This is a genomic window from Streptococcus orisasini, assembly GCF_001431045.1.
GTDB classification, from domain to species: domain Bacteria; phylum Bacillota; class Bacilli; order Lactobacillales; family Streptococcaceae; genus Streptococcus; species Streptococcus orisasini.
The window spans coordinates 41,894-66,148 of sequence record NZ_BCLE01000005.1; the positions used below are offsets into that span (position 1 = coordinate 41,894).

Consider the following 24,255-nt stretch of genomic DNA (forward strand, 5'->3'; position numbering starts at 1 on the left):
TATATAGTATATATATCATTATTCACATTCAACGAGTTCTTGTTTAAACTGACGACTTAAATTTTTCAAATATTCCTTATTGCTCATACATGAGAAATGATCTCCTAAAACTGGCACAATTTTTAGAGCTCCTTCTGTATATTTTTGCCAATCATTAGCCAAAGTTTTAGTCATTCTCATAGATTCATACATAATATCTGGCATAGAATCTTTTGCAGAAAAAATAACAATATCCGATAAAACCTTCGTTCTTGACTGTTTCAATAATGCAATATGGTTATTCTCCCAAATATTGAAGATTTTCAATATCTTTTCATTCTCAATACTTCTAGGAATATGATTATGGTCCTTCATTGCTGAGATAATATCATCCATTTTGGTATATTTTTTGACATATTCAATATCAAGATCAATACGATTATTAAACATTAATAAAAGTACATTTGAGAATAATTTCTTATAAACAGTTTCTTCAGGTTGCTCACTAGGATAAGACTCAGGAATAAGACTATCAATCATAAATAACTTATCGACATGTTTTCCATCGCTCTCAATAAGTCTTGCAATTTGAATAGATACATTTCCTCCAAATGAATATCCTCCTAATAAGTAACTTCCTGTAGGTTGAATTTTTTTAATCTCATCATAGTAAAGTTCAGCAAGTTCACTAATTGTCAAATTCGGAGTAATGTTATCAGGAAATGAAATAGCATAGATATTTAATTTATCTAGATTAATGTTATTAAAAAGTTCTTTAAAGCAATAAACACTTCCTCCAGCCGGATGAACTAAAAAGAGATTCTTTTGCGCATCATTTTGATGTCTTAAGCAAAGAATATTAGAATTTTTTTCCTTAACAGATTTACTGATCAAAGCTAAACAAGCTCTCGGTGTAGCATTATTTAGCAATACATTTGTATTTAAAGTCACCTCAAATTCTTTGTTAATTCTATCAATGATATCAATTGCAATCAATGAATCACCATTTAACTCAAAGAAATCACTATCCGGATGAACGTCTTCTTCCAGTTCCTCACTCCAGATTTCACAAACTTTGTTTAAACTTTCTTCATCAGAATTAATTGTTCTTGTTTCTGATTTTTTCTCCTTATTCACTGTTGTTCTAGATAAATTACTATCAAATTTGTACTCTTTCTCACTAAAACAATATGTCGGCAGAGAAATGAAATGGCCATCTTTTACTAAAGTTACTTTTTCATCAGTGCAATAATCTGTCACCAACTTATTAATTAACTCTTCAACGCTACTTGCTTTATAATTTTTACAAATAAGATAATGCTTACGACCATTATTGAGTGTTCTTGCTACATCAATCAATTTAATTTCTTGATGCTTTTGGAGATAATTAGCCAATTTCTTTCTATATGCATCTAAACTTTCACTATTATTTGCTGAAATTTGAATCACTATATCTTCATCATTTCTAACATTCAAGTCATTTTGATTGATGTAATTTTCCAATATAACGTGTACATTTGTTCCACCTATTCCAAACGAAGATACTCCAACACAATTTTTCGCATTTGGAACTAATGCCACATTTGACTCAGTATCAATAAATAAATTTGATTTTGCTAAATTCAAGTTAGGATTTTCAGATTCAAATCCAACGCACTTAGGTATAATATTTTCTTTTAAAATTAATGTACTTTTTATTACACCAGCTATACCAGAAGCTGTATCTAAATGACCGATATTTGCTTTCAAAGAACCTATTCTATGCATGGTTTTAAATTGATAAGCTTGACTTAAGGCTCGAATTTCAATTGGATCACCAATCACCGTACCTGTTCCATGCGTTTCAACATAAACTAAATCTTCTACATTAATATCAGATGAATCTATTGCTGATTTAATGGCTTCACGTTCTCCTCTAATAGAGGGAGCAGTATAGCCCACTTTTCTATTCCCATCATTTCCAATACCTATACTTGAAATAACAGCATAAATATTATCTCTATTTTCTTCAGCTGCTTCCAATTTTTTTATGACTATGGCACCACAGCCATCTCCCTTTATCATGCCATCAGCATTTTTATCAAAAGGGCGAAGTTCTCCGCTGCGTGAAAAAGTTGTTCCTTCTTTGTAACTATACCCGCATGATAATGGAAAAGTAATGCTAACTCCACCTACAATGGCGACATCACAATTCCCTTGGATAATATTTTGACAAGCTTCATTTAAAGCAACCAGAGATGATGAACACCCACATTGAACAGACATTGCTGGGCCAGTTAAATTTAATTTGTAAGCAACACGAGTCGCATTAAAATCTGTTTCATTTCCAATATAAGTTGAATAATCAAAGATTTTACCGATACCATTTGATAACAATAAATTTGAAACAAAATATGAACTTTGTGCGGTAGAGGCAAAGACACCAATTTTCCCTTTATAGTTAAAATGGGAAGCATCTTCCAGCGCTTCATAACAGCATTTTAAGAAAATTCTTTGCTGAGGATCTGTTAATTTTGCCTCATGTCCTGTCATTTTAAAAAGGTTAGCATCAAATTTATAAACATCACTCATAGTTGATGTGACAGGTACAAATGTCTCATCTTCTGAATATGGGCTATTATTCTTTTCCTCTTCAGTTAATTCTCTAAATGAGCTTTTTCCAGCCAATAGATTTTCAAAAAACTCTTCAGGAGATTTTGCATCCGGAAAGCGACCTGACATTCCAATAATCGCAAACTTATCCATTATTTTCTCCCCCTTCTTGTAATTTATCGTCAATGAAAGAAGCAACCTCAATCGGAGAAACATAATCAAATAGATCAATCATCGTTAATTCATCTTCCGAAAGTTCAAATGCTCGTAAAATTTGATAATAAACCTCTGTTATCAATACAGAGGTTCCTCCAACTTCAAAGAAATTATCCTCTTCAGTTATAGAACTACCCAGTACTTTACTCCAAATATTGACTACCTTTTCCAAAGTAGTTGAACCATTATCTTGAAGATTTTCGGTTTCATAATTGTATTCAACTTGAGGTAATTTACTTACATCAATTTTCCCATTTGTATTCAATGGGAAACTCTCTACTTCTACAAAGAATGATGGCAACATATAATCTGGCAATTTAACACTGATATCTTTTCTAATTTCAGTTGAGCTAATTTTATCTGGTTCCGATAATTTGTAATATGCAATTAGTCTTCGATCTCCGGTTCCAAAGTCTTTTGCGGCCACACAAGCTTCTACACAATATTGGCATTCACAAATTTTATTCTCGATTTCTCCCAACTCTACCCTGTGGCCACTGACTTGAACTTGTTTATCAATTCGGCTAATATACTCTAACTCACCATTAGATAAAACTCTAATTAAATCTCCTGTTTTGAATGAGTCATTTACAAATGCCTCCTCTGTTTTTTGAGGATTATTATAGTAGTCTTTTGCAACAGCAATTCCTGAAATAATCAATTCACCTTCAAATCCAGGTAATACAGGGTCTCCCTTGCTATTTGTTACGTTAATTATCGTATTAGCTATTGCCTTACCAATATTATTTCTTTTTTTATACTCTACATCTTCCTCATTGATTAGATGAGCTGTGGAAATAATCGTAGTTTCTGTTAATCCGTACAAATTATAAATCTTAGGCTGATTGTAACCATATTTTTTAAACCAAGTTGAAAGATCCGAAAATTTTATATCCTCTCCACCAATAAAGATGTATTCTAACGATGATAAAAAGTCACCAGATGTTGAATCTACTCTTTCTAATGATAAAAATGAAGATGGTGTCTGAGTCAGTACATTTATTTTATTATCACTAATAAATTGTCTAAACTCATCTGGATATCGTCTGATTTTACTTGGAACAATATTTAGTGTTCCTCCAGTGACAAGTGGTGATAAGATTTCAAAAATCGAATAATCAAATCCATAGGAATGGAATAAAATCCAATTCTTACCTACAGCATTATCAATGCTCTCTCTAACCACAGTCATTAAACTCTCTAAGGAATTATGTCTGATTTCAACACCTTTTGGAACTCCAGTAGATCCAGATGTAAAAATGATATAGGCAATCTCATTTGATAGTTCTTGTTGTTGAGAGATTTCTAAGGAACTCTCTGAATCAATTTCTTCTATGATATCTTCTAAATTTAATGTTTGTAAGCCTTCAAAAATATCACTCGAATAGTCAGTTATAATGATAAAATGATTTAACTGATTCAAAATTAATTTTTTTCGTTTATCGGGCATTTCTTTATCAAGTGGAATATAGACTTTTCCTGACTTAAAGATAGCTAACAATGCGACTACTAAATATGGACTGGGAGCAACAGAAACTGTAACATACTCTTGATCAATTAATCGAAGTTTTGCGGCCAAACGATTAGACAATCTTTCTAATTCACGATATGTCAGTGTTTTATCCAAGTATTTCACAGCTACAGCATTTGAATGATGGCTACATTGTTCCTCAAATAAGCGTAACACCGGAATATTTTTTTCTTGATAGTTGGCTATTTTATCATTCTCCATCTCAAAAAGTTCTTGAGCTGTTTGACTATCTAATAAGGGGAGCTTTCCGTATTCTTCTGTTAGAGTAGAAATATTGTCTAAAATATTTTTAAATGCTTTAGTTAAAAATTCTGGAGAATACTGACCACTTGTTTGAATATGAATAATAAAATCATTCGTTCTCATTTCAAATTCAACTGCTAGTGCAAACATTGAACTCTTTTGTTCAATGATAATATTTTGTGACTTCACATTACTGAATTCAAAATTAATTTCATCTTTATAGAAAGTTACCGAGTTATTCATAAAACTCATATTTGCTTCTTTACCATTTGATAAATATTTTAAATTAGATTTTATATCAAATGACTGGAACCTCATTAGATTGTGCAAATTACGGCTAACATCTTCCAATAATTCTTTAATCGTCTCGGACTTACTTAAATCAATTATCAATGGCAAATTATTCACAAAACAACCATGAGCATGACGATCAACGGCTTGCCTATTTGCCAGCGGAATACCAATGATAATTTTATTTTGTGAAGTCACTTTTGAAAGAAGGATAACATAGGAGAGTAATAAAATTTCAAATTCTGATTTATTGGTTAACTTAGATAATTGTTTTACTTTTTCATTTGAAATTTTAACATCAAGATTTTTTCTTGTAAGATTCGATTTTAAAGTTAGTCCATTTTGTTCGAGACTATCTATTTCCTGAAATTTTGAATAAAAATAGTCCCTAGCTCTAACTTCTCTTTTTAAATTATGCTTTTTAACATGACTTGTACTAGCTTTTAACTCATAGCTTTCAGTCGGATGATTATAGTGGAAATTAATTTCTGTAATCAATTCATACGCAGTATAAACATCACAAATTAAATGACTAATGTTAATGAATAAATAACATTCACTATTGTCTAAAGTATTGACGAAAATTTTGGCATACTGTAATGGCCAAACTTCATTATCAAAGGGAATATTTGCCAAACTTGTGACGGTATTAAAAACTTTTGCTTCAAAATCGTCCTTATCGTCACAAGTAAATTCTACGATTTCTGGTAAAAAATGTGTATTTGAATCAAGATGTAATTTATTATGCTTCAGATACGAATGATATACTTCATGACCATTAAATGTCTTTTCCAAGGAAGAAGATAACAATTCAATATTTAAGCTATCACCAGATAGTTTCCAAAAATAAGGTAAATTATAGGTAGCATTATTAGGCTGAAGTTTTTGTGTCATTATAATAGAATTTTGTAAACTCGTTAATTCTTTATGCATCTTGTTCTCCCTTCAATACAAATTTATATCCATATTTCCAACTAGTATTTCCTGAACGTGCTTGTTTTCTAACAACAGCTTTAACTTCCTTGCCTAACAACTGTGTTGCTTCAATATTGTCATGATAGTCTACTATTTCACCTAAAATATCAACGCCTTCTTTTAAGGTTATAATTGCTAAAAATCTAGGCATCAATTCCCTATAACCAATCACTGATACCTGTGGTATTGAATTACATTCAATATTTTTTATAACTCCATCACCAGAAAATCGGTAGGGAACAAGGTGGCGAGAAAAACAATGAGGACAAACAAAGCGTCTAGGAAAGAACAACTTTCCACATTTTTCACAACGACTTCCCTCTAACCTTGTTAATCCGCCTTGTTCTCTCCAATCTTTTAAGGAAGATTCAATAATAGGATTTGATAATTGTTCATTAGCGTACAATTTAGTCATCCTCTCCTCTCTTCAAAACAACAGCAGCTGTCGTCGCATAAGCTCCCCCAATTACTGTAGATAAGCCATAATTTTTATTCTTAATTTGGTAACCATCAGCTCTTCCTTGTAATTGCTTTACAATTTCAATAATCTGATAAAGACTAGCACCTCCAGCAGCATGACCTCTGGCAATATTACCACCATCAGTATTAATTTGAATGTTACTGTTTCTTGAGCCACCCCCATTACAAATAAAATCGACTGCAGTTCCTTCCTCACAAATTCCAGATGCTTCTAAGGAAATGAAACCATTAAGACCCTGGTCGTAAAGTTCCATAATATTGATATCATCAGGACCAATGTTAGCTTCAGAATAAGCAGAATTCACAGCTAGTTTTAAAGGTAGGCCATTATACATTCCTACATTATCACTAACTTCTCCATTTTTATGAAGCAACTCTTTATTATAACGATGAGGAATATAATGCGACGTATTCGTATAACCTCTTCCTGCTACTGTTACTTTTGGATGATTATTACTGCTATTTACAGATGACAAAATCACCGCACTAGCTCCTTCTCCCGCATTCATTGCATTTCCAAAAAAAGGAATTCTTGCTAGCTCTTCTGGGGTTGGAATTTTATTTTTATAATTGCAAGCTACGCGATTTAAAGCCCCATATTCTCTCATTAGTGTTGCAAAAGATAACAAGCCTTTTTTTAATGTTTGAGGTTTGATTTTGTATTTTCTTAAATATTCTTGCTGCAATAAAAATGCATCAATGTGTGAAAAACCTAAATTAAAATCATACAAACTATCTGTAGACATTAACATGTAGTTTTCAAACGGTAATATATCTGTCAATTTATCAAAACCTGCAACAAGAACATTATGATACCGCCCACTCTCAATCATTTCACAACCTTGTAAGAAAGCCATATGAGCACTTGCACAATTTCCGATATTGATATAAGCCTCTAATGGAGATAATCCCAGTGCATCAACAAGCGTCGGGACAATTCCCCCATGACCAATCTCCCCTTCTCCTGCATAGGAAAAACTTGCTCCATCAAGAGAATTTGGTGATAATTGAGCATCTTCCAATGCTTCATAAACAGCATCTACCAATAATTCCTTAAAGGACTTACCAATATGAGCAATACCAGGCTTTTCAGTACACCCAACACCAATTATTTGAATTTCTTTTACCATAATCACACTCTTTCAAATAAATGTTCCTAATGCTATCTCTGGTTGACTATATTTAAATTCACTTTTCATCGCCTCAGAGTAATTGACATCCTTATAATTATTTATCTTTTTATAGACATAATCTTTTAGTTCTACCTCTTTGTTAACTTTCAAGATTACACTAGTAGCACCTGAACTATGTCCATAACCACATAACAGAATTAAATCACCAACTTTAGCCTCTTCAAGATTTAATAACATTGAAATAATCGGTGAAGCCGATCCCACATATCCTGAGTTTTTAAACAAGGATTGATTTTTAGCTGCTTTTTTTCCTCTAAAATAGTTGGATAACTCTGAATAGACTGCTCCAGTATTTTCTGGAAATGAAAAAAAAGCTATATCACTTGAACATAACTCTACTGATTTCAAGGTATTATTGATTGATTCAATACACCTTTTAATCATCCCCTCTTTGACAACGTCACTATTTAGATTGGCTAGTATTCTGACATACCTGCTATCTTCAGTTCTACATTGTTCAGGAAATGAATCATTTGAATTACCAACACCAACAATTTCTGCAATAACATCTTCTCCACTTCCCAATATGATACTAGAAGCTCCTGCTCCCATATACGATTCCCGTAACTCGCTAGGAAAGATATTCTTACTTAATGTATCGGATGAAAAAATTAAACTATTTTTACTAAGTTTTGACTTTACTAATGAATATCCTAAAACTAAAGCTGAAACTCCTGAATTCTCTGATGCGCGAATATCACATCCAAAATAATTCTTATTATCAGTTAAGAAAGACATTAATTGGTTAGCGTTACTTTTAAAAATATCTGGTGTACTACAACTCCCGAGTAATACACTATCAATATCAACGTCCACTTTCCCTTCAAAATACTTTACAGCATCTTTCCCCGCATCAATAGCCAATGTTAAAGTATCTTCATCGGAAGCAACAACTGTTCTTCTATCAACTCCTATCTTATTTTTTATAAATGGTGTACTTCCATTCTCCCATATTTTTAATGTTTCCTCCACAGGTAACCTAAGATAAGGAAGAGCTACTCCATATGACTTTATCCCTATTTGGCTCATAAATACCTCCTAAATTATTTTTTATTGTCATAATAAATCAATAAACAGATATTATCAATTACAACTTTTTTACACATTGTAAACATTGATATCGTTTTCTTCCCTAAATATTATCGCCTTATAAGTATATATTGTTACAAAGTGTCAATTTTTAGTTTGGCTTGATTTTTAATTGAAATTTACTATAATAAATTCTAAAAGGGAGATGAATAATAATCTATGGTACAAAGAACTCATGAAAATATTATCAATGCCGTTTTTAGAATAGCATCAAAAAATCCTAAAAAAAGGAAATTATCTTTATCTGAAATCGCCGATGAGGTGGGAATTTCACGACAAGCAATTTATAGTAAACACTTTTCAAATGTTGATGATATTTTTGCAGAGATACATAGCACGATTGATAGAGAAATATTTCAAAAATTAAAAAAAGCCCTGGACGAGGACACTAAGAAGTCTATTTATGTAATAATTGCAGAGTTATTATTACCAAAAATATACGAACGAAGAGAATGGATTAGAGTTTTATATAATACATCAATTGATCCTGAATGGAAAGAATTTTTAACAGAAAAATACGTTCAGATATGTTATAAATATTTTTCGAAGAAACATTTAGAATATAAAGGTAATCTTAGTTTAATTAATATTGTACGTAGCATCTGTGAATATATTTTATCTATCATTGCTAGTTGGATATCAGATGAATTTCCTATTCTTCCAAATATTTTTGCTGATGAATTTTTAAATTTAATGAATTCTGCTCCCTCTTTTATAATTGATATAAACTTTAAAACATATTAATTTTTATTTACCACAATATGTTGTCCTTAAATAATTTCAAATACCCATGGAAAACTGCTAATACGCACAGTCACCAGAAACCAAAAACTATTCTCAGGAAAGAATCATAACCACCCGTCAAACGGGTGGTTTGAACAAGGGCTATAAGCCCAGATAACCAGCCAGCGCCTAAAGACGCTGGCTTTCACTTTGTTCAAGCCTCACTGCTCTTGACTCGTCACTAGCCTCTTAAAGAGGCAATTGTATTACTTACCATTATCCCTAAAGGGATCTTCATATTCTTTCACACTTAATTTATCAAGTGCAATATCATGCTGTTCCTGTATATATTTCTTTATCGTGGCTTCATTAAGCCCAACTGTACTCACATAGTAGCCTTCTGCCCAGAAATGGCGGTTCCCAAATTTATATTTGAGATTGGCGTGCTTGTCAAACATCATAAGAGCACTCTTACCTTTTAAATATCCCATGAAACTTGAAACGCTAATTCTAGGCGGAATACTGACCAACATATGAACATGATCAGGCATCAAATGCCTTTCGATAATCTCAACTCCTTTGTAGCGACATAATCGGTGAAATATCTCACCTAAACTGCTGCGATATTGATTATAGATTACTTTTCGTCTATACTTAGGGGTGAACACAATGTGGTAGAATACACCCACTTTGTGTGTGATAAACTATGCGCTTTTTGAGCCATACTTTTCTCCTTTCGCTTTACAATAGGCTTGAACACCTTTATTGTAGCGCGTTTGGAGTTTTTTTGGTATAACCGCAGATTGCGCACCCGCATAGCGGGTGGTTTATTTGTCTCGCACCTGCGGAGCGAGACAAATAAAAGTCACATAACAAAAACCAGCAGTCTCGAGCACTGCTGGTCTTATTTTTTATATTGTCAAACTTAAATTAGGCAGACAAAACTTTACGTCCTTTGCGACGGCGTGCTGCTAAAACACGACGACCATTTTTAGTTGACATGCGGTGACGGAATCCGTGCTTGCGCTGACGACGGATCTTACTTGGTTGAAAAGTACGTTTCACGCTGAATACCTCCTCATAGATTTTCGTATTCGTTTAGCCGGCTATTATGTGATCAGTTACTAAACATACTAGACTATTTTATAACAAAGCACGTACAGTGTCAAGATTTATTTTTTGGAGTATGTGTCTCAGTTTTTTGAGAAAACCGAAATCCCAAGCAGACAAGATGGAATAGTTTTTTATTTTGCAGTAAAGTTTTCAAGAGCTGACAAAAGCAAGACGGTTTAATACACTATCATAATGAGGCAAAGTAAGAGTAAATATAAATTGCTTGAATAGAGAAAGATGTGTTCGAACAAGCCAAAATAGTTCTGAAGCAAGGGCATCAGCAAAGCAATTGCTAAACCGCAAAGTCCCACCTCAACTATTATTTTGACAGACGATTCTATCAAAAATAGATCTGCATTTATGGGTTTAAGTACTTGGTTAAAATTAAAAATAAACATCACCAGAGCGGTAAATTGCAAAACAGCAGAATGAAAATTCTCAGGCTTTTAACTGTTTTGCTAAATGCTGATTTTTCTGAAACGTTCTTAAAGCCTGACAAGTCAGCTTAATTTCAGTGGCTGGTTCTTATCTAAGCTTTAATAAACTAAGAGCAAAGTCAACCCATTTCTACGAAATCACGATTGAGCTTTGCTCTTAGTTTTTATTCTTTAATACTAATGACAACATAACGATTAGGATCATTGCCTTCAGAATAGCTTTGAACTCCTTCAATCCCTGTAATGGTCTTGTGGACAACCTTGCGTTCACTGTTGCTCATTGGATCCATTTGGTAAGCCTTTCCTGAATCTAAAACACGGTTGGCAATTTTATGAGAAAAGTCAATCAGGGTTTCTGTTCGATGCTCCATGTAGTCATGAACATTCAAAGATACGGAAAAATGCTTTGAATAGTGATCATGAAGAAAATTCTGAGCCAATAGCTGCAGGGATTTTAAGACTTTACCATGATAGCCAATCACACGCCCCGCCTCTGGTGTTTCAATTTGAAGATTGATTTGACGACGGCTATTAGTTATTTCAATACTTGCTTCCAAATCCATCTCATAGATAATTTTTTGAATGTAATCTGAAACTGCTTCACTGGCTAAAGTAATATTACTGTTGCTATCAACCTCATCAAATTCACTGGCAACGAACTCTTCAAAACTTTGGTTTGCTTTACTCTTTGAAGCATCTGTTTTTTCAGTAGATTTATGAGCTTCAGAACTTTCTGCAGTTTCTGAATTTTTAGCTGACTGGCTCTTGGCCAAAGCTTCCTGCGGAGAAATAGCCTGTTCTAAGACCTGCTCTTTGAGCTCTGCATCTAAAGGCTGACCTTCTTCTTTTTCGATTTCTTTAATGGCCTTGGAAAGCTTGTTTAAGGCCACCGTATCCTCAACGCTGCTGGAAACAGGGGCATTTTTCTTATTGACATCATCAGGTACGCCTCGAACAGCTTTTTGATCTGCTTTGTGAGCTGTTTTTTCGCTAATCCCTTCAATTTCAACACGGGCCAGCTTTCTGCCAAAGCCTAAAAACCCCTTTTTTTCTCGTGAGATAACTCTGATATGGGCTTTCATTCGAGAAATTCCCATTTGTTTCAAACCACTTTCAATAGCTTCTTCAACAGTTTTTCCTGTGAACAATACCATGATTTGCTCTCCTTATCTTCTCTTTTTCTGTGCTTTTTTCTTAGCACGTCTTTTCCTTGCTTCCAGCTCACGTGCTTCTCTTTCAAGACGCTCACGCTCTGCAATAATCTTAAACGGATTATTTAAAAGGAGGATCTGGAAGACTTGATAGGCATTGGAAACCACCCAATAAAGGGCAACCCCACTCGCCAGATTAAAACCGATCAGCAGAATAAAAATCGGCAAAATAATGTTCATCGCTATCATCATGCCATTTCTTTCCTTGGCAGCCTTATTGGTCAACCAAGATGACAAGAAGGTGAAAACTGCCGCTAAAATTGGCAGGATAAAATAGGGATCCCTATCGCCAATATCCATCCAGAGAAAAGATCCCATTTTAAGCGAGTCTACACGTGTCAGAGCCTGATAAAGCGCCCAGAGCACCGGCATCTGAATAAGCAAAGGCAAAAAGCTGGCATAAGGATTGACACCGTATTCTTTATAGAGCTTCTGACTCTCCTCAGCCAGCAGCATCCGGCTTTCTCTGTCTTTGCCAGAGTATTTGGCCTGCAGGGCTTTTAGTTCAGGCTGAATTTCCTGCATTTTCTGACCAGACTTCAGCTGTATATTAAACAGCGGCAAAAGGACTGTTCTAATCAGAATGGTAAAGATAATAATCCCAATACCAATTCTGCCATTGACAGAGAAAAAGCGAATAATTTCTGCGAAGAAATAAACAAATTTCTCCCAAGCTCCGTCAGACTGCTGGGTCACCTGACTGCGGCCGCATGCTGACAAAAATAAAAGCGCAACAGATGCCAAGCCCATTAATTTATATTTCTTTTTCACTAGTAGTTCCTTCCTGATATAATTTAGCCAGTTTTAAAACATGAATTAAATTTTTCTTAAGCGCTTGATAGTCAAGGGTTTCAGTCCCTTTCCTAGCAATAATGACAAAATCTCGTGGCCTTAAATTGGGACTTAATTCCATAAGAATATGACGTAATTTTCGTTTAATGGCATTTCTAGTGACAGCATTCCCCAGCTTCTTTCCAACCGAAAGCCCAACACGATAGTGACTTTGATCTTTTTTTAAGCTGTAGACGACAAATTTTCGATTGGCAATGTTATGCCCCTCAGTAAAAATGGCCTGAAAATCTTTGTCACTCTTAACGCGATAGCTTTTTTTCAAAACATGACTCCAATAACCTAAAGTATCCTTATTATATCATAAAATGAAAAAAAGCCAAAAATCGCATTAATTTTTGGTTTCTTTCCTTATTTGTTAAAATGTTTTTCAGCTTCTTCAATCTGCCATTTCACTTGATCAAATCCGGTTCCCCCAAGAGAATGGCGGCGCTCAACTGCCGTGTGTGACTGCAATGTTTCATAAATATCCTCCTCAATGAGAGAAGAGATTTCCTGATAACGCTCCAAAGGAACATCCTGCAAGTAGTGCCCATTCTTGGTGCATTCCAAGACCAGCTTACCAACGATTTCATGGGCCTGTCTGAAAGGGAGCCCTTTGCTGGCCAGATAATCCGCCAACTCAGTAGCGTTAGAAAAGTCTTCCTGCGTTGATTGAGCCATTCTAGACTCATTAACCGTCATGGTCTTTAACATTCCAGCTAAAATATCGATGGCAACGGTAATCGTTTCTGCTGTATCAAACATTCCCTCCTTATCTTCCTGTAGGTCCTTATTATAGGCAAGAGGAAGAGATTTCATAACTGTCAAAAGACCGAAAAGATTGCCATAAACGCGGCCAGATTTACCGCGGATTAGCTCGGCCATATCAGGGTTTTTCTTTTGCGGCATGATAGAAGAGCCGGTTGAAAACGTATCAGACAAGGTCACAAATTGATACTCATTACTGCACCAATTAATGATTTCCTCACAGATACGAGACATATGCATCATGAGAATACTGGCATTGGACAGAAATTCTAAAATAAAATCACGATCAGATACCGCATCCAAAGAATTATTGTAAGGCTTGGCAAAGCCCATCAGATCAGCTGTCATCTTTCGATCAATCGGAAAAGTTGTTCCTGCAAGAGCAGCCGCTCCAAGCGGCGATAGATCTGTGTGCTGCTGATTAAAAGTAAAACGCTCGCTGTCACGCGTAAACATATTATAATACGCCATCAGATGGTGTCCAAAAGAAATTGGCTGGGCATGCTGAAGGTGGGTATAACCCGGCATAATCGTATAAACATGTTCTTTGGCTAGACTGAGCAAGGTATACCGCAGATTACTCAGTTTTTCCAGTACTTCAGCTAGTTTGGCCTTTAGATAGAGGTGCATGTCTGTTGCCACTTGGTCATTTCTCGAGCGTGCAGTATGGAGTTTTCCTGCTACCGGACCGATTTTTTCTGTCAGCAGTGTTTCAATATTCATGTGGATATCTTCGTTTGAAACATCAAATACCAATTGCCCTGCCTGATATTCTTGCAGCAGTTCTTCTAAACCAGCCTTGATTTTATCAGCATCTGCCTGCGGAATAATTCCAGTTTGTCCCAGCATCTCCACATGAGCTAAGGAACCCTTAATATCAAACTCAGCCATTTTTTGGTCGAAGGTGATGCTGGCACCAAACTCCTCTACCCACTTCTCCAGCCCTGCTTCGAAACGGCCGCCCCAAAGTTTTTTTTCTGTCATTTTATATCCTCTTTTTATTTTTATTATAGAAAAGGGCTAGAAAACTAGCCCCCATGAGTGTCACTGCACTTGTCTGTCTTAAATCTTGCCTCTCTCGCGGACAAGTTTATTTAAGCTCGGTGTAACTCTCTGTTTACACTTACGAGTGGTTAGAAAAGAGTTTCAGATGGATATCACTGTGTCCTTTTATCTGATAAGACTTTCTAAACCATTGCCTCTTGGTTTGTCATGATGATTTATCACTCAAACCCTTTTATTGCTTGTTTTGATTAGCCACTTCGGCATTCACTTTCGTTGGCAGACCCCAAAGTTTAATGAAACCAACTGCCGCATCCTGATCAAAGGTATCAGCAGATGTATAGGTTGCCAAGTTTTCATCATAGAGTGAATTTGCTGACTTACGGGCAACGACCTTAGCTGAACCCTTGTAAAGTTTAACTTTAGCTGTTCCATTAACAACCTTTTGCGTTTCATTGATATAAGCAATGATAGCCTGTGTTGCCGGATTAAACCAAAGAGCATTGTAGATGAGATTTGACAGTTCATTTTCAAGAATTGGTTTAAAGTGAGATACCTCACGCACCAAGGTCAAATCTTCGATTTCCTTATGAGCTGTCAGCAGGGTAACAGCTCCGGGACATTCATAAATCTCACGCGACTTGATACCAACAAGTCTGTTTTCCACATGGTCAATCCGTCCGACACCGTGTTTGCCAGCAATGACATTAAGCTCTTGGATCAAATCAGCCAGCTTCAATTCTGTGCCATTAAGAGCTACCGGTTTTCCAGCCTTAAATTCAATCTCCACATATTCTGGTGTATCAGGAGCCTCCTCAACAGAACTTGTAATGCCAAAAGCATCTTCCGGAGCTTCATTCCACGGATTTTCAAGAACACCGCACTCATTGGCACGACCCCAAAGATTTTGGTCCACTGAGTAAGGATTGTCAAGATCCGCCGGAACAGGAACACCGTTTTCCTTAGCATAATTAATTTCCTCTTCACGTGACCATTTCCACTCACGAACCGGAGCGATAACCTTTAATTTAGGGTCTAAAGCGGCAATAGCGACTTCAAAACGAACCTGATCGTTTCCCTTGCCGGTACAGCCGTGAGCAATCGTAGTAGCACCTGTCTTGTGAGCAATTTCAACTAATTTTTTAGAAATAATTGGACGGCTGAGTGCTGACACCAAAGGATATTTTTGCTCATAATAAGCATGCGCCTGAAGAGCTGGAAGAACGTATTCTTCAGCAAATTCATCTTTAACATCAAGAACGTAAGACTCAACAGCTCCGACTTTCAAAGCTTTCTCATGGATAAAATCTAAGTCCTTACCTTCGCCGACATCCATACAAACTGCAACAACATCATAATCTTTTTTGAGCCAGGTAATGGCAACTGAGGTATCAAGACCGCCTGAATAGGCTAAAATAACTTTTTCTTTCGACATAAAATAAACTCTTTTCTATTTTGAATTTTAATTAATTATTCAAAGAATGATTTTATTATATTGCATATTTATTCAAAAGTCAAGTATATTTTTGAAAAAATATTTATTTTTATAATTTTTTTATGATGCTTATAGGGAAAATTCTAGCAGCAAAAAAGCCAGAACTTTCAAGCCTGACTTTTTTTCTTGCAGTAAGAACAGTTAGTTCTCCCCTTTAGGATATTTATAACTTAATAAATAATCACCATTAGATTGTTTTACAAATTCGAGAGATACATACGATAGCTTAGATTTATCAGAGCCGGAATAATCATTGTAAAGAAGCTTCAAAGTCTTTTTAAAGCCTTCACCGCTGCTTGACATGGCTTCTCTTGCGCCTACAGGATTGCCATGCTTTTTGATAACATCATCTAAGTTCGTGCCACCTTTGCCAGTATTCATATGACCAGTAGTTAAATCATCAACATCAGCCTGCGTCCAATTAGACTTGTAAGAACCTCTCGGAACAGTTTTAATTCCTGATGGAGTAGAAGACATTACCCCACTTGAAAGAATAAATTTACCATCATATTGCTTTTTAAAAGAAAGATGTACTCTTTCATTGTTTTTAGTGCTGCTATAATCCAAGGACAAAAGATTACTATCAATGTGAGCTTCTGAAGCTTTACCAAATTTCTTAATGATAGATTTAACGCTAGACCCTCCCTTGCTGCCAGAGTAGCCAGCAAATTTTAAACGTTTAAATTTAGACTCACTCCATGTGTAGTCATAATCAGAAGGACTTGCAACATAGTCTTGAACTTTAGTGCTGTCTTTTGAATCCTCATCAATGTCTTCTTCGTCCTCATCATCTATATCTTCTTTAACAGATTTCTTTTCTGTTCTTTCGGTTTTAATATCATCGCTTTTAGGCTGACGGACAAAGACAGCAAGTCCACTGATTAAAAAGACAAGCGAAGCTATGACAAGAGCAATAATTGACAAAACTACTTTACGTTTAAGATTGACAATTAAACCGACAATAGCATAAATAATACCCAAAAAAGCAATAATGACATAAATGAACGGCAGCGGTGCCAGCCAAGCTAAGATAAGGGTAATGACTGAAACCACAAATGAAATAATCGGAAGAACAATGAGTTCCTTACGAGCAGGGGCATTTTGCAAGGCCGGATTGACCGTTGGAGGAACAACCGGCTGGCCAAAGTTCATCTGCTGGCCTTGAGGCGGTACCGGTTGACCTGAAGGTACAGACTCCTGAGAAACTTGCGACTGGCTCTGCCCTTCTTGATGAGCACTCCCCTCTACTACAACTGGCTCTGCTGCTGGCTGTTCAGCTGGATTTGAGGCTTGTGGCTGAGTATTTTGACTCTCTGACACAGGGATTCCTTCAGTTGGGTTTTCAGGAGCGTTTTTTTCTGGAGTATTTCCCTTATTCAATTCTTCTACCATAGTATCTCCTTTGTTTTTTCTTTATTGTACTATAATAGTAGACCTTTTTCAATGTCTCCCTTAACTTAAAAGAAGGCTCATATAAAACAGCAGATCTGCTATCAAGCAAACCCAATCTTCTTGGCAACAGCAAGCTGCCTTCTGACTGATAGGACTATCAGAAGAAAAGCTGCTTTTGAATCTATTTTCAAGACACAAGTAATTCAGATCTGGCAGCTTCTTACATGAGGTTAATCTCTAAATGCCAGCCCTTCTTTTTCTAAAGCTTGAAAAATCTTTTCAAAGGTTTCTCTGTCTTGACAGGAAATTGTATGAAGATGAATGCCCTCTGTCAAACTGCTTAGTAAACTGCCTTGATAGCGGGACAGCTTATCCATAAAATAATCGATGTCGTCTTGTTTTGCAATATTGAGCGGAGCCGTAATCATGCCATAAATGGGGTGTTCTACTTCAACATCCAAAATATTACCGCCATTTTGAACAATTGTTTCCAATTCCAAACGAACCTCTTTTGCACTGTGTTTACAGGCCAATTTCCCATGATAGTAAGATTTTGGAATCTGCAAATGTTCAGCTAAAAGATAGCCTCGGTGAGTAGCCATAATCGCATGGTTTTCAGCCCGCAAAAGGGCAACATCTCCTACGATAATCTGACGGCTGACACCTAATTCCTTAGCCAGATGGCTGGCAGAAAGCGGTTGAGAGGCCCCTTCTAATTTTTCCAAAATAGCCTTGCGGCGTTCCTTAGCTTTCATTTCTTACCTCTAATTATTAACCATAAATTAAGTTTATGGTCTCATTTCTTTCATTATACCAAATCTTGCAAACGATGTTGATGTTTATGATTGGACTAGGTGATTAGTCACAGGCAGTACTAGGATAGGGCAAAGTGAAAGCAACAGTGTCTAGTTTTAATTTTTGAAGAGTATAAGAATATGAGCAACATCTTCTATAAAACAGGGACTGGACAAATCTAGTCCAATCCCCACTTGTTATAGCATTAATCAACAAGGCAGTAATTTTTTCACCTTATAGCTGCAGTAAAAGACAAACCAACCGCCCAAAATCTACGGTTAAGCAAGTCCTTCATTAATCTTTTCTAGCATAGCTGCCAGATGCTCAATAGATTTTTCTCTGCCCAAGAGGTAAATAGTGTCTGGCAGCTCTGGACCATGCATTTCACCAGATACCGCAATGCGGATCGGCATGAAGAGATTTTTACCCTTGATACCTGTTTCTTTTTGAACCGCCTTAATTTGTGGGAAGATGTTCTCCGCTACAAAATCAGCATCACTCATGGCTTCCAGTTTAGCCTTGAAGGCTTCCAACACTGTCGGTACTGTTTCACCAGCCATAAATTCCTTTTCTTTCGCTGTCAGTTCTGGGAAATCTTCAAAGAAAAGATTGGTCAGTTCTACAATTTCATCAGCCGATTTTAATTGTAGCTTGTAGAGTTCAACTAATTTTTCAGCTTTATCTGTCAGACGGCCTGCCTTTTCTAAGAAAGGTTTGCAAAGCTCGAAAATACGGTCAAAATCAGCATTTTTGATATAATCATTGCTCATCCAGTCCAGTTTCTTTTGGTCAAAAGCCGCTGGTGACTTGCTGAGACGATTTTCATCAAAGAGCTTAATCAACTCCTCACGCGAGAAAATCTCATCTTCGCCTCCAGGATTCCAACCCAGAAGAGCGATAAAGTTGAAGACTGCTTCTGGCAGATAGCCTTTTTTGCGATAGTCTTCAATAAATTGCAAGGTATTGGTATCACGTTTTGAAAGTTTCTTGCCAGTTTCTGAGTTGATAATAAGAGTCATATGACCAAACTCAGGTGCCTCCCAACCAAGGGCTTCATAGACCATGAGTTGTTTAGGGGTGTTGGCAATATGATCATCGCCGCGGATAACATGAGAAATTTGCATATCATGATCATCCACTACAACAGCAAAGTTATAAGTTGGATAGCCGTCTCGTTTCTGAATAACCCAGTCGCCGCCGATATTGCCGCCTTCAAACTCAATATCCCCCTTAACCATATCCGTCCACTTGTAAATACCACTTTCATTAACTGCTAAACGAACCGTTGGCACAATACCAGCTGCCTCGCGTTCTGCGATATAAGCTGCTTTTTCTTCTTCAGACATACCGAGGTATTCGTTGATGTAACGAGGTGTTTCACCAGCTGCTTCCTGACGCTCACGCTCAGCTGCCAACTCTTCCTCAGTAACATAAGACTTATAGGCCTTACCCTCTGCCAAAAGCTGATCAATGTACTTTTGATAGAGTGCCAAGCGTTCAGACTGACGGTAGTTTTCATGAGTTTCTGGACTTTCATCCCAGTCAATTCCCAGCCAGCGCAGATTATCAAGCTGGGAGCGTTCTCCATCCTCAACATGACGCTTACGATCTGTATCCTCGATCCGAATCACAAAAGTACCGCCATAGTGGCGAGCATAAAGGTAATTAAAGAGCGCTGTCCGCGCATTTCCAATGTGTAAGAGTCCAGTTGGACTTGGTGCATAGCGCACACGAATGTCGTTTGCCATTTCTCTCTCCTGTCATTTAGATACACAGACTTATCCAGCAAAAAAATTAGCAAAAACTCCCTCAAAACAATCAATAGGAGCCTATCTGTATAGGAAGTCTGTGTCCATAAAAATCAATCGTTTCTATTATAGCACATCCTGGTCAGTCAGGTGAAGAAAATAAGAATAACTTCTAAAGAAAGTACTCAACCAATATTTTTCCGATACTTTTCATAGCTAAAAGGCCAAAAATAACTGACGATTTATACAGTAAATCATTTTATCATTTCGCTTTTATTTGCTTTGTCAATACCGCATCTATAACTAAAAAATCGAGGCTGAGTTTTAGTTCAGCCTCAATTTTTACATACGTTTTTAAGTAGTGATAGTTTAATCAATGGTTGCTTGTTGCAATGAAGTTCTGCAGAACACCGGCAAATTGCTGCAGATTAAGACTTTGTACATAAATATCACCTGTTCCTCGGAAAGTATTAACAATTCCTTCGCCAGTTCCAATAGATTGCATAAAACCATTTTCCAAATGAATGTCATAGTCTAAATCTCGGCTCCAAGCCACAACATGAGCATTGTCAATCGTGATTTCCTGACCTTGTAGCTCTATTTTTTTGATGGAGCCAAAACTGTTAGCCAGCAGAGTCCCCTGGCCTTCTGTTGTCATAACGAAAAGACCGCCCTGACCACCAAAAAGAGCCCGTCCAACACTTTGAGCTTGCATTTGATACTGAGCAGAACCATCCAGAGCTAGGAAAGCACCATCATTGAGCCGATATTGCTTTTCTCCCAGTTCTAAAGCAATAACTTGACCCGGCATCGAAGGGGCCAAAGCTAGCTTGCCATCGCTCGCATTGGATACTGCTTGAGTAATGAAAAAACTTTCTCCAGAAGTCACCGAACGGCCAATAGCTCCCATTAGTTTCCCAAGCCCTGAACCACGGCCGTTGACTTTGGTATTGAGAGTTACGCTCGGCGTGTGATAAACCATACTGCCACGTTGAATATAAGCAGACTCTCCTGTTTCCAAAGCAATCTCTACCAAAGGAAACTGCATGTTGCTGTCAATAGTGTACTTCATGCGATTATCGGGCATAATAAGCCTCCTTCAAAAATTTATTTGTATTACTTGTTTAGTACAAATAAATTATATAATTCCCTAACTCCCTTGTCAATAAAAAAACTAATCATTACTCTTTGTGCTTTAGTTTTTATAAGGCCCCTTGAACAAGAAAATGACACCAACTTTATGATTCTTTTACTACTTTAATTCTTCCTGTATCAACATCGTAAACAGCTCCTGAAATAACAATGTCATCAGGAATCAAAGGAGAGTTTTTCAAAATAGCCATGTCTTCTCGAACGCTGTCCTCAACATCTTCAAAAGGAAGGAAATCTCGATCCTTTACATCAACAGCCAAATCACGCTTTAACTGCTGGGCAAACTCTTCATTTGTAAAGGTCTGGGCTCCACAGTCCGTATGATGCAAAACCACAATTTCACTGGTTCCCAGCTGCTGTTCAGAAATAACTAAGGACCGGATAACATCATCTGTCACACGCCCGCCAGCATTGCGCAAGATATGAGCATCTCCCAAGGCCAGTCCCAAAGCAGGTGCTACGTGCAAACGAGAATCCATACAAGTAACAATGGCAACACGCGTCTTAGGCTTCAGTGGTAAATGCGCGGTCCCATGCAAGTCAACGTAGGCTCTGTTTGCTTTCATAAAATTATCAAAATAAGACATTATAACTCCCTCGCTTAAGCTGTTCAATTCATCATTTGAACAATACTTAGGCTGTATCATACCATTTTTAAAAGACTTTGTATAATTAAAAGTCTAAAAATCAATGAAACACCTTTTTTAAGACTTCGCTGACAGTTGTCACACCAATAACCTGAATACCTTGGGGAATAGTTAAACCAGTCAGAGCATTTTTAGGGACAAATATTTTGGTAAAGCCCAACTTTCCTGCTTCATTAATTCGCTGCTCAATACGATTAACACGGCGGATTTCACCCGTCAGACCAATTTCACCAATATAGCATTCCTTAGGGTCAGTTGGTTTCTCTTTGTAGCTGGAAGCAATAGCGACTGCTACCGCCAAATCAATAGCCGGCTCATCTAAGCGGACACCACCGGCAGCTTTGAGATAAGCATCTTGATTCTGCAAAAGCAGACCGCAGCGTTTCTCCAAAACGGCCATAATCAAACTAACACGGTTAAAATCAAGACCTGTCGTTGTCCGCTTGGCATTACCAAAGACCGTCGGAGTTACCAAGGCCTGTACTTCAGCCAAAATCGGACGAGTCCCTTCCATAGTCACCACAATAGCTGAGCCTGTCGCACCATCCAGACGTTCTTCCAAAAAAACCTGACTGGGATTAAGGACCTCAACTAGACCACCTGATCGCATTTCAAAAATACCGATTTCATTAGTCGAACCAAAGCGGTTTTTAACAGCTCGTAAAATTCGAAAAGTATGCTGGCGCTCGCCTTCAAAATAAAGCACCGTATCCACCATGTGTTCCAGCATGCGCGGTCCAGCCAGCTGACCTTCCTTGGTCACATGACCGACGATAAAGGTGGCGATATTATTAGCCTTAGCCAGCTGCATAAGCTCACCTGTCACCTCACGAATCTGGCTGACAGATCCTTGAACACTGGAAATTTCAGGACTCATCACCGTTTGAACAGAGTCAATAATTAGGAAATCCGGCTGAATTTGCTCAATTTGGGCACGAATAGCCTGCATATTGGTTTCTGCATAGAGGTAAAATTCGTTATTAATGTCACCCAAACGTTCAGCCCGCAATTTAATTTGCTCTGCTGACTCTTCACCAGAAACATACAGAACACAGCCCTTGTTGGCTAGCTGAGTCGAGACTTGAAGGAGCAGGGTTGACTTACCGATACCAGGATCACCGCCAATGAGAACCAAACTCCCCGGAACTACACCACCGCCTAAAACACGGTTGAATTCTTCCATATCGGTTTTAATACGAGCGTAATCAATAGAATTGACATCTTTAAGTTTAGTAGGTTTTGTTTTTTCACCTGTCAGACTGACACGAGCATTTTTGACTTCAGCAATTTCCACCTCTTCAACAAAGGAAGACCAACTGCCGCAATTTGGACAGCGTCCTAAATACTTGGGTGAATTATAGCCGCACTCCTGACAGACAAAAGTCGATTTTTTCTTAGCGATGATTATTCTCCTTTCGTTATTATTCCAGCAGCTTGCCATTGCTGCAGTGTCTTTTGGAATTTTTTCGTGTTAATGACGCCAAGGCAGGCTAAATCAACTGATACTTGGTAACCTTTATGGGCTGCAGCTAAAACTGAAGCATTAATACAGTGATTGCCATCAACACCGATAAATTCTAAGTGATTAGTTCCGCTTTTTGCCAAAAAATCAAGCAAATTCCGATTGGTAAAGCAAGACGCTCGGCGTTTTTCAAAAATCTGATCAGAGACTATAGCCAGCCCTGTGGCAAATTTTTTAGGCTTGTTAGATAGTTCCCATAAAAAACGATTGAGCACATAAATCACGCGCTCTGGCGGATAAGCATTTATTTTTTTATTGACCATTGATAAAAGTTGGCTTGGATAAGACTTTGTTTCACCAACATAATCTGTCTGCATATCAATAACCAATAAATAATCAGCCATCTCTTACTTTCCTGTGCTGCCAAAGCCGCCTGTGCGCTGACCACTTGCTTCATCACCATCTGCCAGCAAGAAAGGCATAAAGACTCCTTGTACAATTCGTTCACCAGCCTCCAACACAACTGGTTTGCTGCTGATATTCTGCATCTGAGCAAAAATATGGCCTTCATTGTTAGGATTGTTGTAGTAGTCCCCGTCAATAACACCGACAGAATTAATGAGAACCAAGCCTTTTTTGCGAGGATTAGAAGAGCGGTCATAAAGATAAAGCACTTCTCCAGTCTGCATATAGGCCTTAACCCCTGTCGGTACAAGCATAATCTCACCTGGTGCAATCGTGACAGTCTCGGCCACTTTGAGATCGTAACCTGCTGCATGAGCAGTTTCACGCTGAGGCAGCAAATTAGTATTGGTAAAGCCGGAAACCAGCTCAAATCCGCGAATTTTTGACATCTTGTCCTCCTTGAAATCCATTTCCCCTATTATAAT

General features: G+C 37.1%; 20 protein-coding genes and 2 pseudogenes. 1 reads left to right on the forward strand and 21 read right to left on the reverse strand.

Going from position 1 to position 24,255, the window contains the following annotated elements:
- Nucleotides 1-18 precede the first annotated feature (18 nt).
- From SCSH_RS00820 to SCSH_RS00840, 5 genes are read right to left on the reverse strand one after another with little or no spacing between them, the layout of a single operon-like run.
- Nucleotides 19-2,724 (reverse strand): beta-ketoacyl synthase N-terminal-like domain-containing protein, encoded by a 2,706-nt coding sequence (locus tag SCSH_RS00820; RefSeq protein WP_057490008.1) that lies wholly within the window; start codon nt 2,722-2,724, stop codon nt 19-21.
- Nucleotides 2,717-5,785, reverse strand: coding sequence for a non-ribosomal peptide synthetase (locus SCSH_RS00825; RefSeq protein WP_057490009.1), 3,069 nt, complete (start codon nt 5,783-5,785; stop codon nt 2,717-2,719). Before SCSH_RS00825 ends, SCSH_RS00820 begins: the two co-directional genes overlap by 8 nt.
- Complete coding sequence (locus tag SCSH_RS00830; RefSeq protein ID WP_238581353.1) at nt 5,778-6,242, reverse strand: Zn-ribbon domain-containing OB-fold protein; 465 nt, start codon at nt 6,240-6,242, stop codon at nt 5,778-5,780. The genes SCSH_RS00825 and SCSH_RS00830 overlap by 8 nt, the downstream gene beginning before the upstream one ends.
- The gene (locus SCSH_RS00835; RefSeq protein ID WP_057490010.1) at nt 6,235-7,437 is read right to left on the reverse strand and encodes a thiolase family protein; all 1,203 of its coding nucleotides are present in this window, start codon (nt 7,435-7,437) and stop codon (nt 6,235-6,237) included. The genes SCSH_RS00830 and SCSH_RS00835 overlap by 8 nt, the downstream gene beginning before the upstream one ends.
- Before the next feature lie 12 nt (nt 7,438-7,449).
- Entirely contained in the window at nt 7,450-8,529 is a 1,080-nt protein-coding gene (locus SCSH_RS00840) for a ketoacyl-ACP synthase III family protein (protein WP_057490011.1), read from the reverse strand.
- Between the two features lie 219 nt (nt 8,530-8,748).
- On the opposite strand from SCSH_RS00840, the gene SCSH_RS00845 reads away from it, so the two are divergent.
- Nucleotides 8,749-9,333, forward strand: coding sequence for a TetR/AcrR family transcriptional regulator (locus tag SCSH_RS00845; RefSeq protein WP_057490012.1), 585 nt, complete (start codon nt 8,749-8,751; stop codon nt 9,331-9,333).
- A 245-nt stretch (nt 9,334-9,578) separates the two neighbouring features.
- Here the strand turns inward: SCSH_RS00845 and tnpA are convergent.
- The 16 genes and pseudogenes from tnpA to SCSH_RS00920 all read right to left on the reverse strand — a co-directional run bounded on the left by tnpA (nt 9,579) and on the right by SCSH_RS00920 (nt 24,219).
- Nucleotides 9,579-10,036, reverse strand: a pseudogene (gene tnpA / locus SCSH_RS00850) (IS200/IS605 family transposase).
- A gap of 206 nt (nt 10,037-10,242) precedes the next feature.
- The gene (gene rpmH / locus SCSH_RS00855) at nt 10,243-10,377 is read right to left on the reverse strand and encodes a 50S ribosomal protein L34 (protein WP_002262507.1); all 135 of its coding nucleotides are present in this window, start codon (nt 10,375-10,377) and stop codon (nt 10,243-10,245) included.
- Nucleotides 10,378-10,601: 224 nt separating this feature from the next.
- Nucleotides 10,602-10,850: pseudogene (locus SCSH_RS11315) on the reverse strand (DUF998 domain-containing protein); the annotation flags it as partial.
- A 176-nt stretch (nt 10,851-11,026) separates the two neighbouring features.
- Nucleotides 11,027-12,016 (reverse strand): RNA-binding cell elongation regulator Jag/EloR, encoded by a 990-nt coding sequence (gene jag / locus SCSH_RS00860; RefSeq protein WP_057490014.1) that lies wholly within the window; start codon nt 12,014-12,016, stop codon nt 11,027-11,029.
- A 12-nt stretch (nt 12,017-12,028) separates the two neighbouring features.
- Nucleotides 12,029-12,844, reverse strand: a complete 816-nt coding sequence (locus SCSH_RS00865) for a YidC/Oxa1 family membrane protein insertase (protein ID WP_057490015.1) — start codon at nt 12,842-12,844, stop codon at nt 12,029-12,031.
- Complete coding sequence (gene rnpA / locus SCSH_RS00870; protein ID WP_057490016.1) at nt 12,828-13,187, reverse strand: ribonuclease P protein component; 360 nt, start codon at nt 13,185-13,187, stop codon at nt 12,828-12,830. Before rnpA ends, SCSH_RS00865 begins: the two co-directional genes overlap by 17 nt.
- A gap of 86 nt (nt 13,188-13,273) precedes the next feature.
- The gene (gene argH / locus SCSH_RS00875) at nt 13,274-14,656 is read right to left on the reverse strand and encodes an argininosuccinate lyase (RefSeq protein ID WP_057490017.1); all 1,383 of its coding nucleotides are present in this window, start codon (nt 14,654-14,656) and stop codon (nt 13,274-13,276) included.
- Between the two features lie 253 nt (nt 14,657-14,909).
- A complete protein-coding gene (locus SCSH_RS00880; RefSeq protein WP_057490018.1) occupies nt 14,910-16,109 on the reverse strand; it encodes an argininosuccinate synthase in 1,200 nt (399 codons plus the stop codon).
- 201 nt (nt 16,110-16,310) lie between these two features.
- The gene (locus SCSH_RS00885) at nt 16,311-17,561 is read right to left on the reverse strand and encodes a hypothetical protein (protein WP_057490019.1); all 1,251 of its coding nucleotides are present in this window, start codon (nt 17,559-17,561) and stop codon (nt 16,311-16,313) included.
- Nucleotides 17,562-17,791: 230 nt separating this feature from the next.
- On the reverse strand, nt 17,792-18,316 hold the full coding sequence (locus tag SCSH_RS00890) for a transcription repressor NadR (protein WP_057490020.1): 525 nt from the start codon (nt 18,314-18,316) through the stop codon (nt 17,792-17,794).
- Between the two features lie 318 nt (nt 18,317-18,634).
- Nucleotides 18,635-20,104 carry a glutamate--tRNA ligase gene (gene gltX, locus SCSH_RS00895; protein WP_057490021.1) on the reverse strand — a complete coding sequence of 490 codons (1,470 nt, stop codon included), beginning with the start codon at nt 20,102-20,104 and terminating at the stop codon, nt 18,635-18,637.
- A gap of 373 nt (nt 20,105-20,477) precedes the next feature.
- Nucleotides 20,478-21,191, reverse strand: a complete 714-nt coding sequence (locus tag SCSH_RS00900; RefSeq protein ID WP_057490022.1) for a TIGR00266 family protein — start codon at nt 21,189-21,191, stop codon at nt 20,478-20,480.
- Nucleotides 21,192-21,342: 151 nt separating this feature from the next.
- Nucleotides 21,343-21,843: a beta-class carbonic anhydrase gene (locus SCSH_RS00905; RefSeq protein ID WP_057490023.1), complete on the reverse strand. Its 501-nt coding sequence runs from the start codon at nt 21,841-21,843 to the stop codon at nt 21,343-21,345.
- A 100-nt stretch (nt 21,844-21,943) separates the two neighbouring features.
- Complete coding sequence (gene radA / locus SCSH_RS00910; protein ID WP_057490024.1) at nt 21,944-23,344, reverse strand: DNA repair protein RadA; 1,401 nt, start codon at nt 23,342-23,344, stop codon at nt 21,944-21,946.
- Nucleotides 23,308-23,769: an isochorismatase family protein gene (locus SCSH_RS00915; RefSeq protein ID WP_057490025.1), complete on the reverse strand. Its 462-nt coding sequence runs from the start codon at nt 23,767-23,769 to the stop codon at nt 23,308-23,310. The genes radA and SCSH_RS00915 overlap by 37 nt, the downstream gene beginning before the upstream one ends.
- Before the next feature lie 3 nt (nt 23,770-23,772).
- Nucleotides 23,773-24,219: a dUTP diphosphatase gene (locus SCSH_RS00920; protein ID WP_057490026.1), complete on the reverse strand. Its 447-nt coding sequence runs from the start codon at nt 24,217-24,219 to the stop codon at nt 23,773-23,775.
- Nucleotides 24,220-24,255 lie beyond the last annotated feature (36 nt).

Bases quoted from the DNA above. Each gene is read 5' to 3' on its own strand.
- SCSH_RS00830 (WP_238581353.1), bottom strand. From the start codon at position 6,242: ATGACTAAATTGTACGCTAATGAACAATTATCAAATCCTATTATTGAA.
- SCSH_RS00840 (WP_057490011.1), bottom strand. From the start codon at position 8,529: ATGAGCCAAATAGGGATAAAGTCATATGGAGTAGCTCTTCCTTATCTT.
- argH (WP_057490017.1), bottom strand. From the start codon at position 14,656: ATGACAGAAAAAAAACTTTGGGGCGGCCGTTTCGAAGCAGGGCTGGAG.
- SCSH_RS00835 (WP_057490010.1), bottom strand. From the start codon at position 7,437: ATGGTAAAAGAAATTCAAATAATTGGTGTTGGGTGTACTGAAAAGCCT.
- SCSH_RS00890 (WP_057490020.1), bottom strand. From the start codon at position 18,316: ATGAAAGCTAAGGAACGCCGCAAGGCTATTTTGGAAAAATTAGAAGGG.
- SCSH_RS00915 (WP_057490025.1), bottom strand. From the start codon at position 23,769: ATGGCTGATTATTTATTGGTTATTGATATGCAGACAGATTATGTTGGT.
- SCSH_RS00920 (WP_057490026.1), bottom strand. From the start codon at position 24,219: ATGTCAAAAATTCGCGGATTTGAGCTGGTTTCCGGCTTTACCAATACT.
- radA (WP_057490024.1), bottom strand. From the start codon at position 23,344: ATGGCAAGCTGCTGGAATAATAACGAAAGGAGAATAATCATCGCTAAG.
- SCSH_RS00880 (WP_057490018.1), bottom strand. From the start codon at position 16,109: ATGTCGAAAGAAAAAGTTATTTTAGCCTATTCAGGCGGTCTTGATACC.
- SCSH_RS00825 (WP_057490009.1), bottom strand. From the start codon at position 5,785: ATGCATAAAGAATTAACGAGTTTACAAAATTCTATTATAATGACACAA.
- SCSH_RS00820 (WP_057490008.1), bottom strand. From the start codon at position 2,724: ATGGATAAGTTTGCGATTATTGGAATGTCAGGTCGCTTTCCGGATGCA.
- SCSH_RS00885 (WP_057490019.1), bottom strand. From the start codon at position 17,561: ATGGTAGAAGAATTGAATAAGGGAAATACTCCAGAAAAAAACGCTCCT.
- SCSH_RS00845 (WP_057490012.1), top strand. From the start codon at position 8,749: ATGGTACAAAGAACTCATGAAAATATTATCAATGCCGTTTTTAGAATA.
- jag (WP_057490014.1), bottom strand. From the start codon at position 12,016: ATGGTATTGTTCACAGGAAAAACTGTTGAAGAAGCTATTGAAAGTGGT.
- SCSH_RS00900 (WP_057490022.1), bottom strand. From the start codon at position 21,191: ATGCCCGATAATCGCATGAAGTACACTATTGACAGCAACATGCAGTTT.
- gltX (WP_057490021.1), bottom strand. From the start codon at position 20,104: ATGGCAAACGACATTCGTGTGCGCTATGCACCAAGTCCAACTGGACTC.
- SCSH_RS00905 (WP_057490023.1), bottom strand. From the start codon at position 21,843: ATGTCTTATTTTGATAATTTTATGAAAGCAAACAGAGCCTACGTTGAC.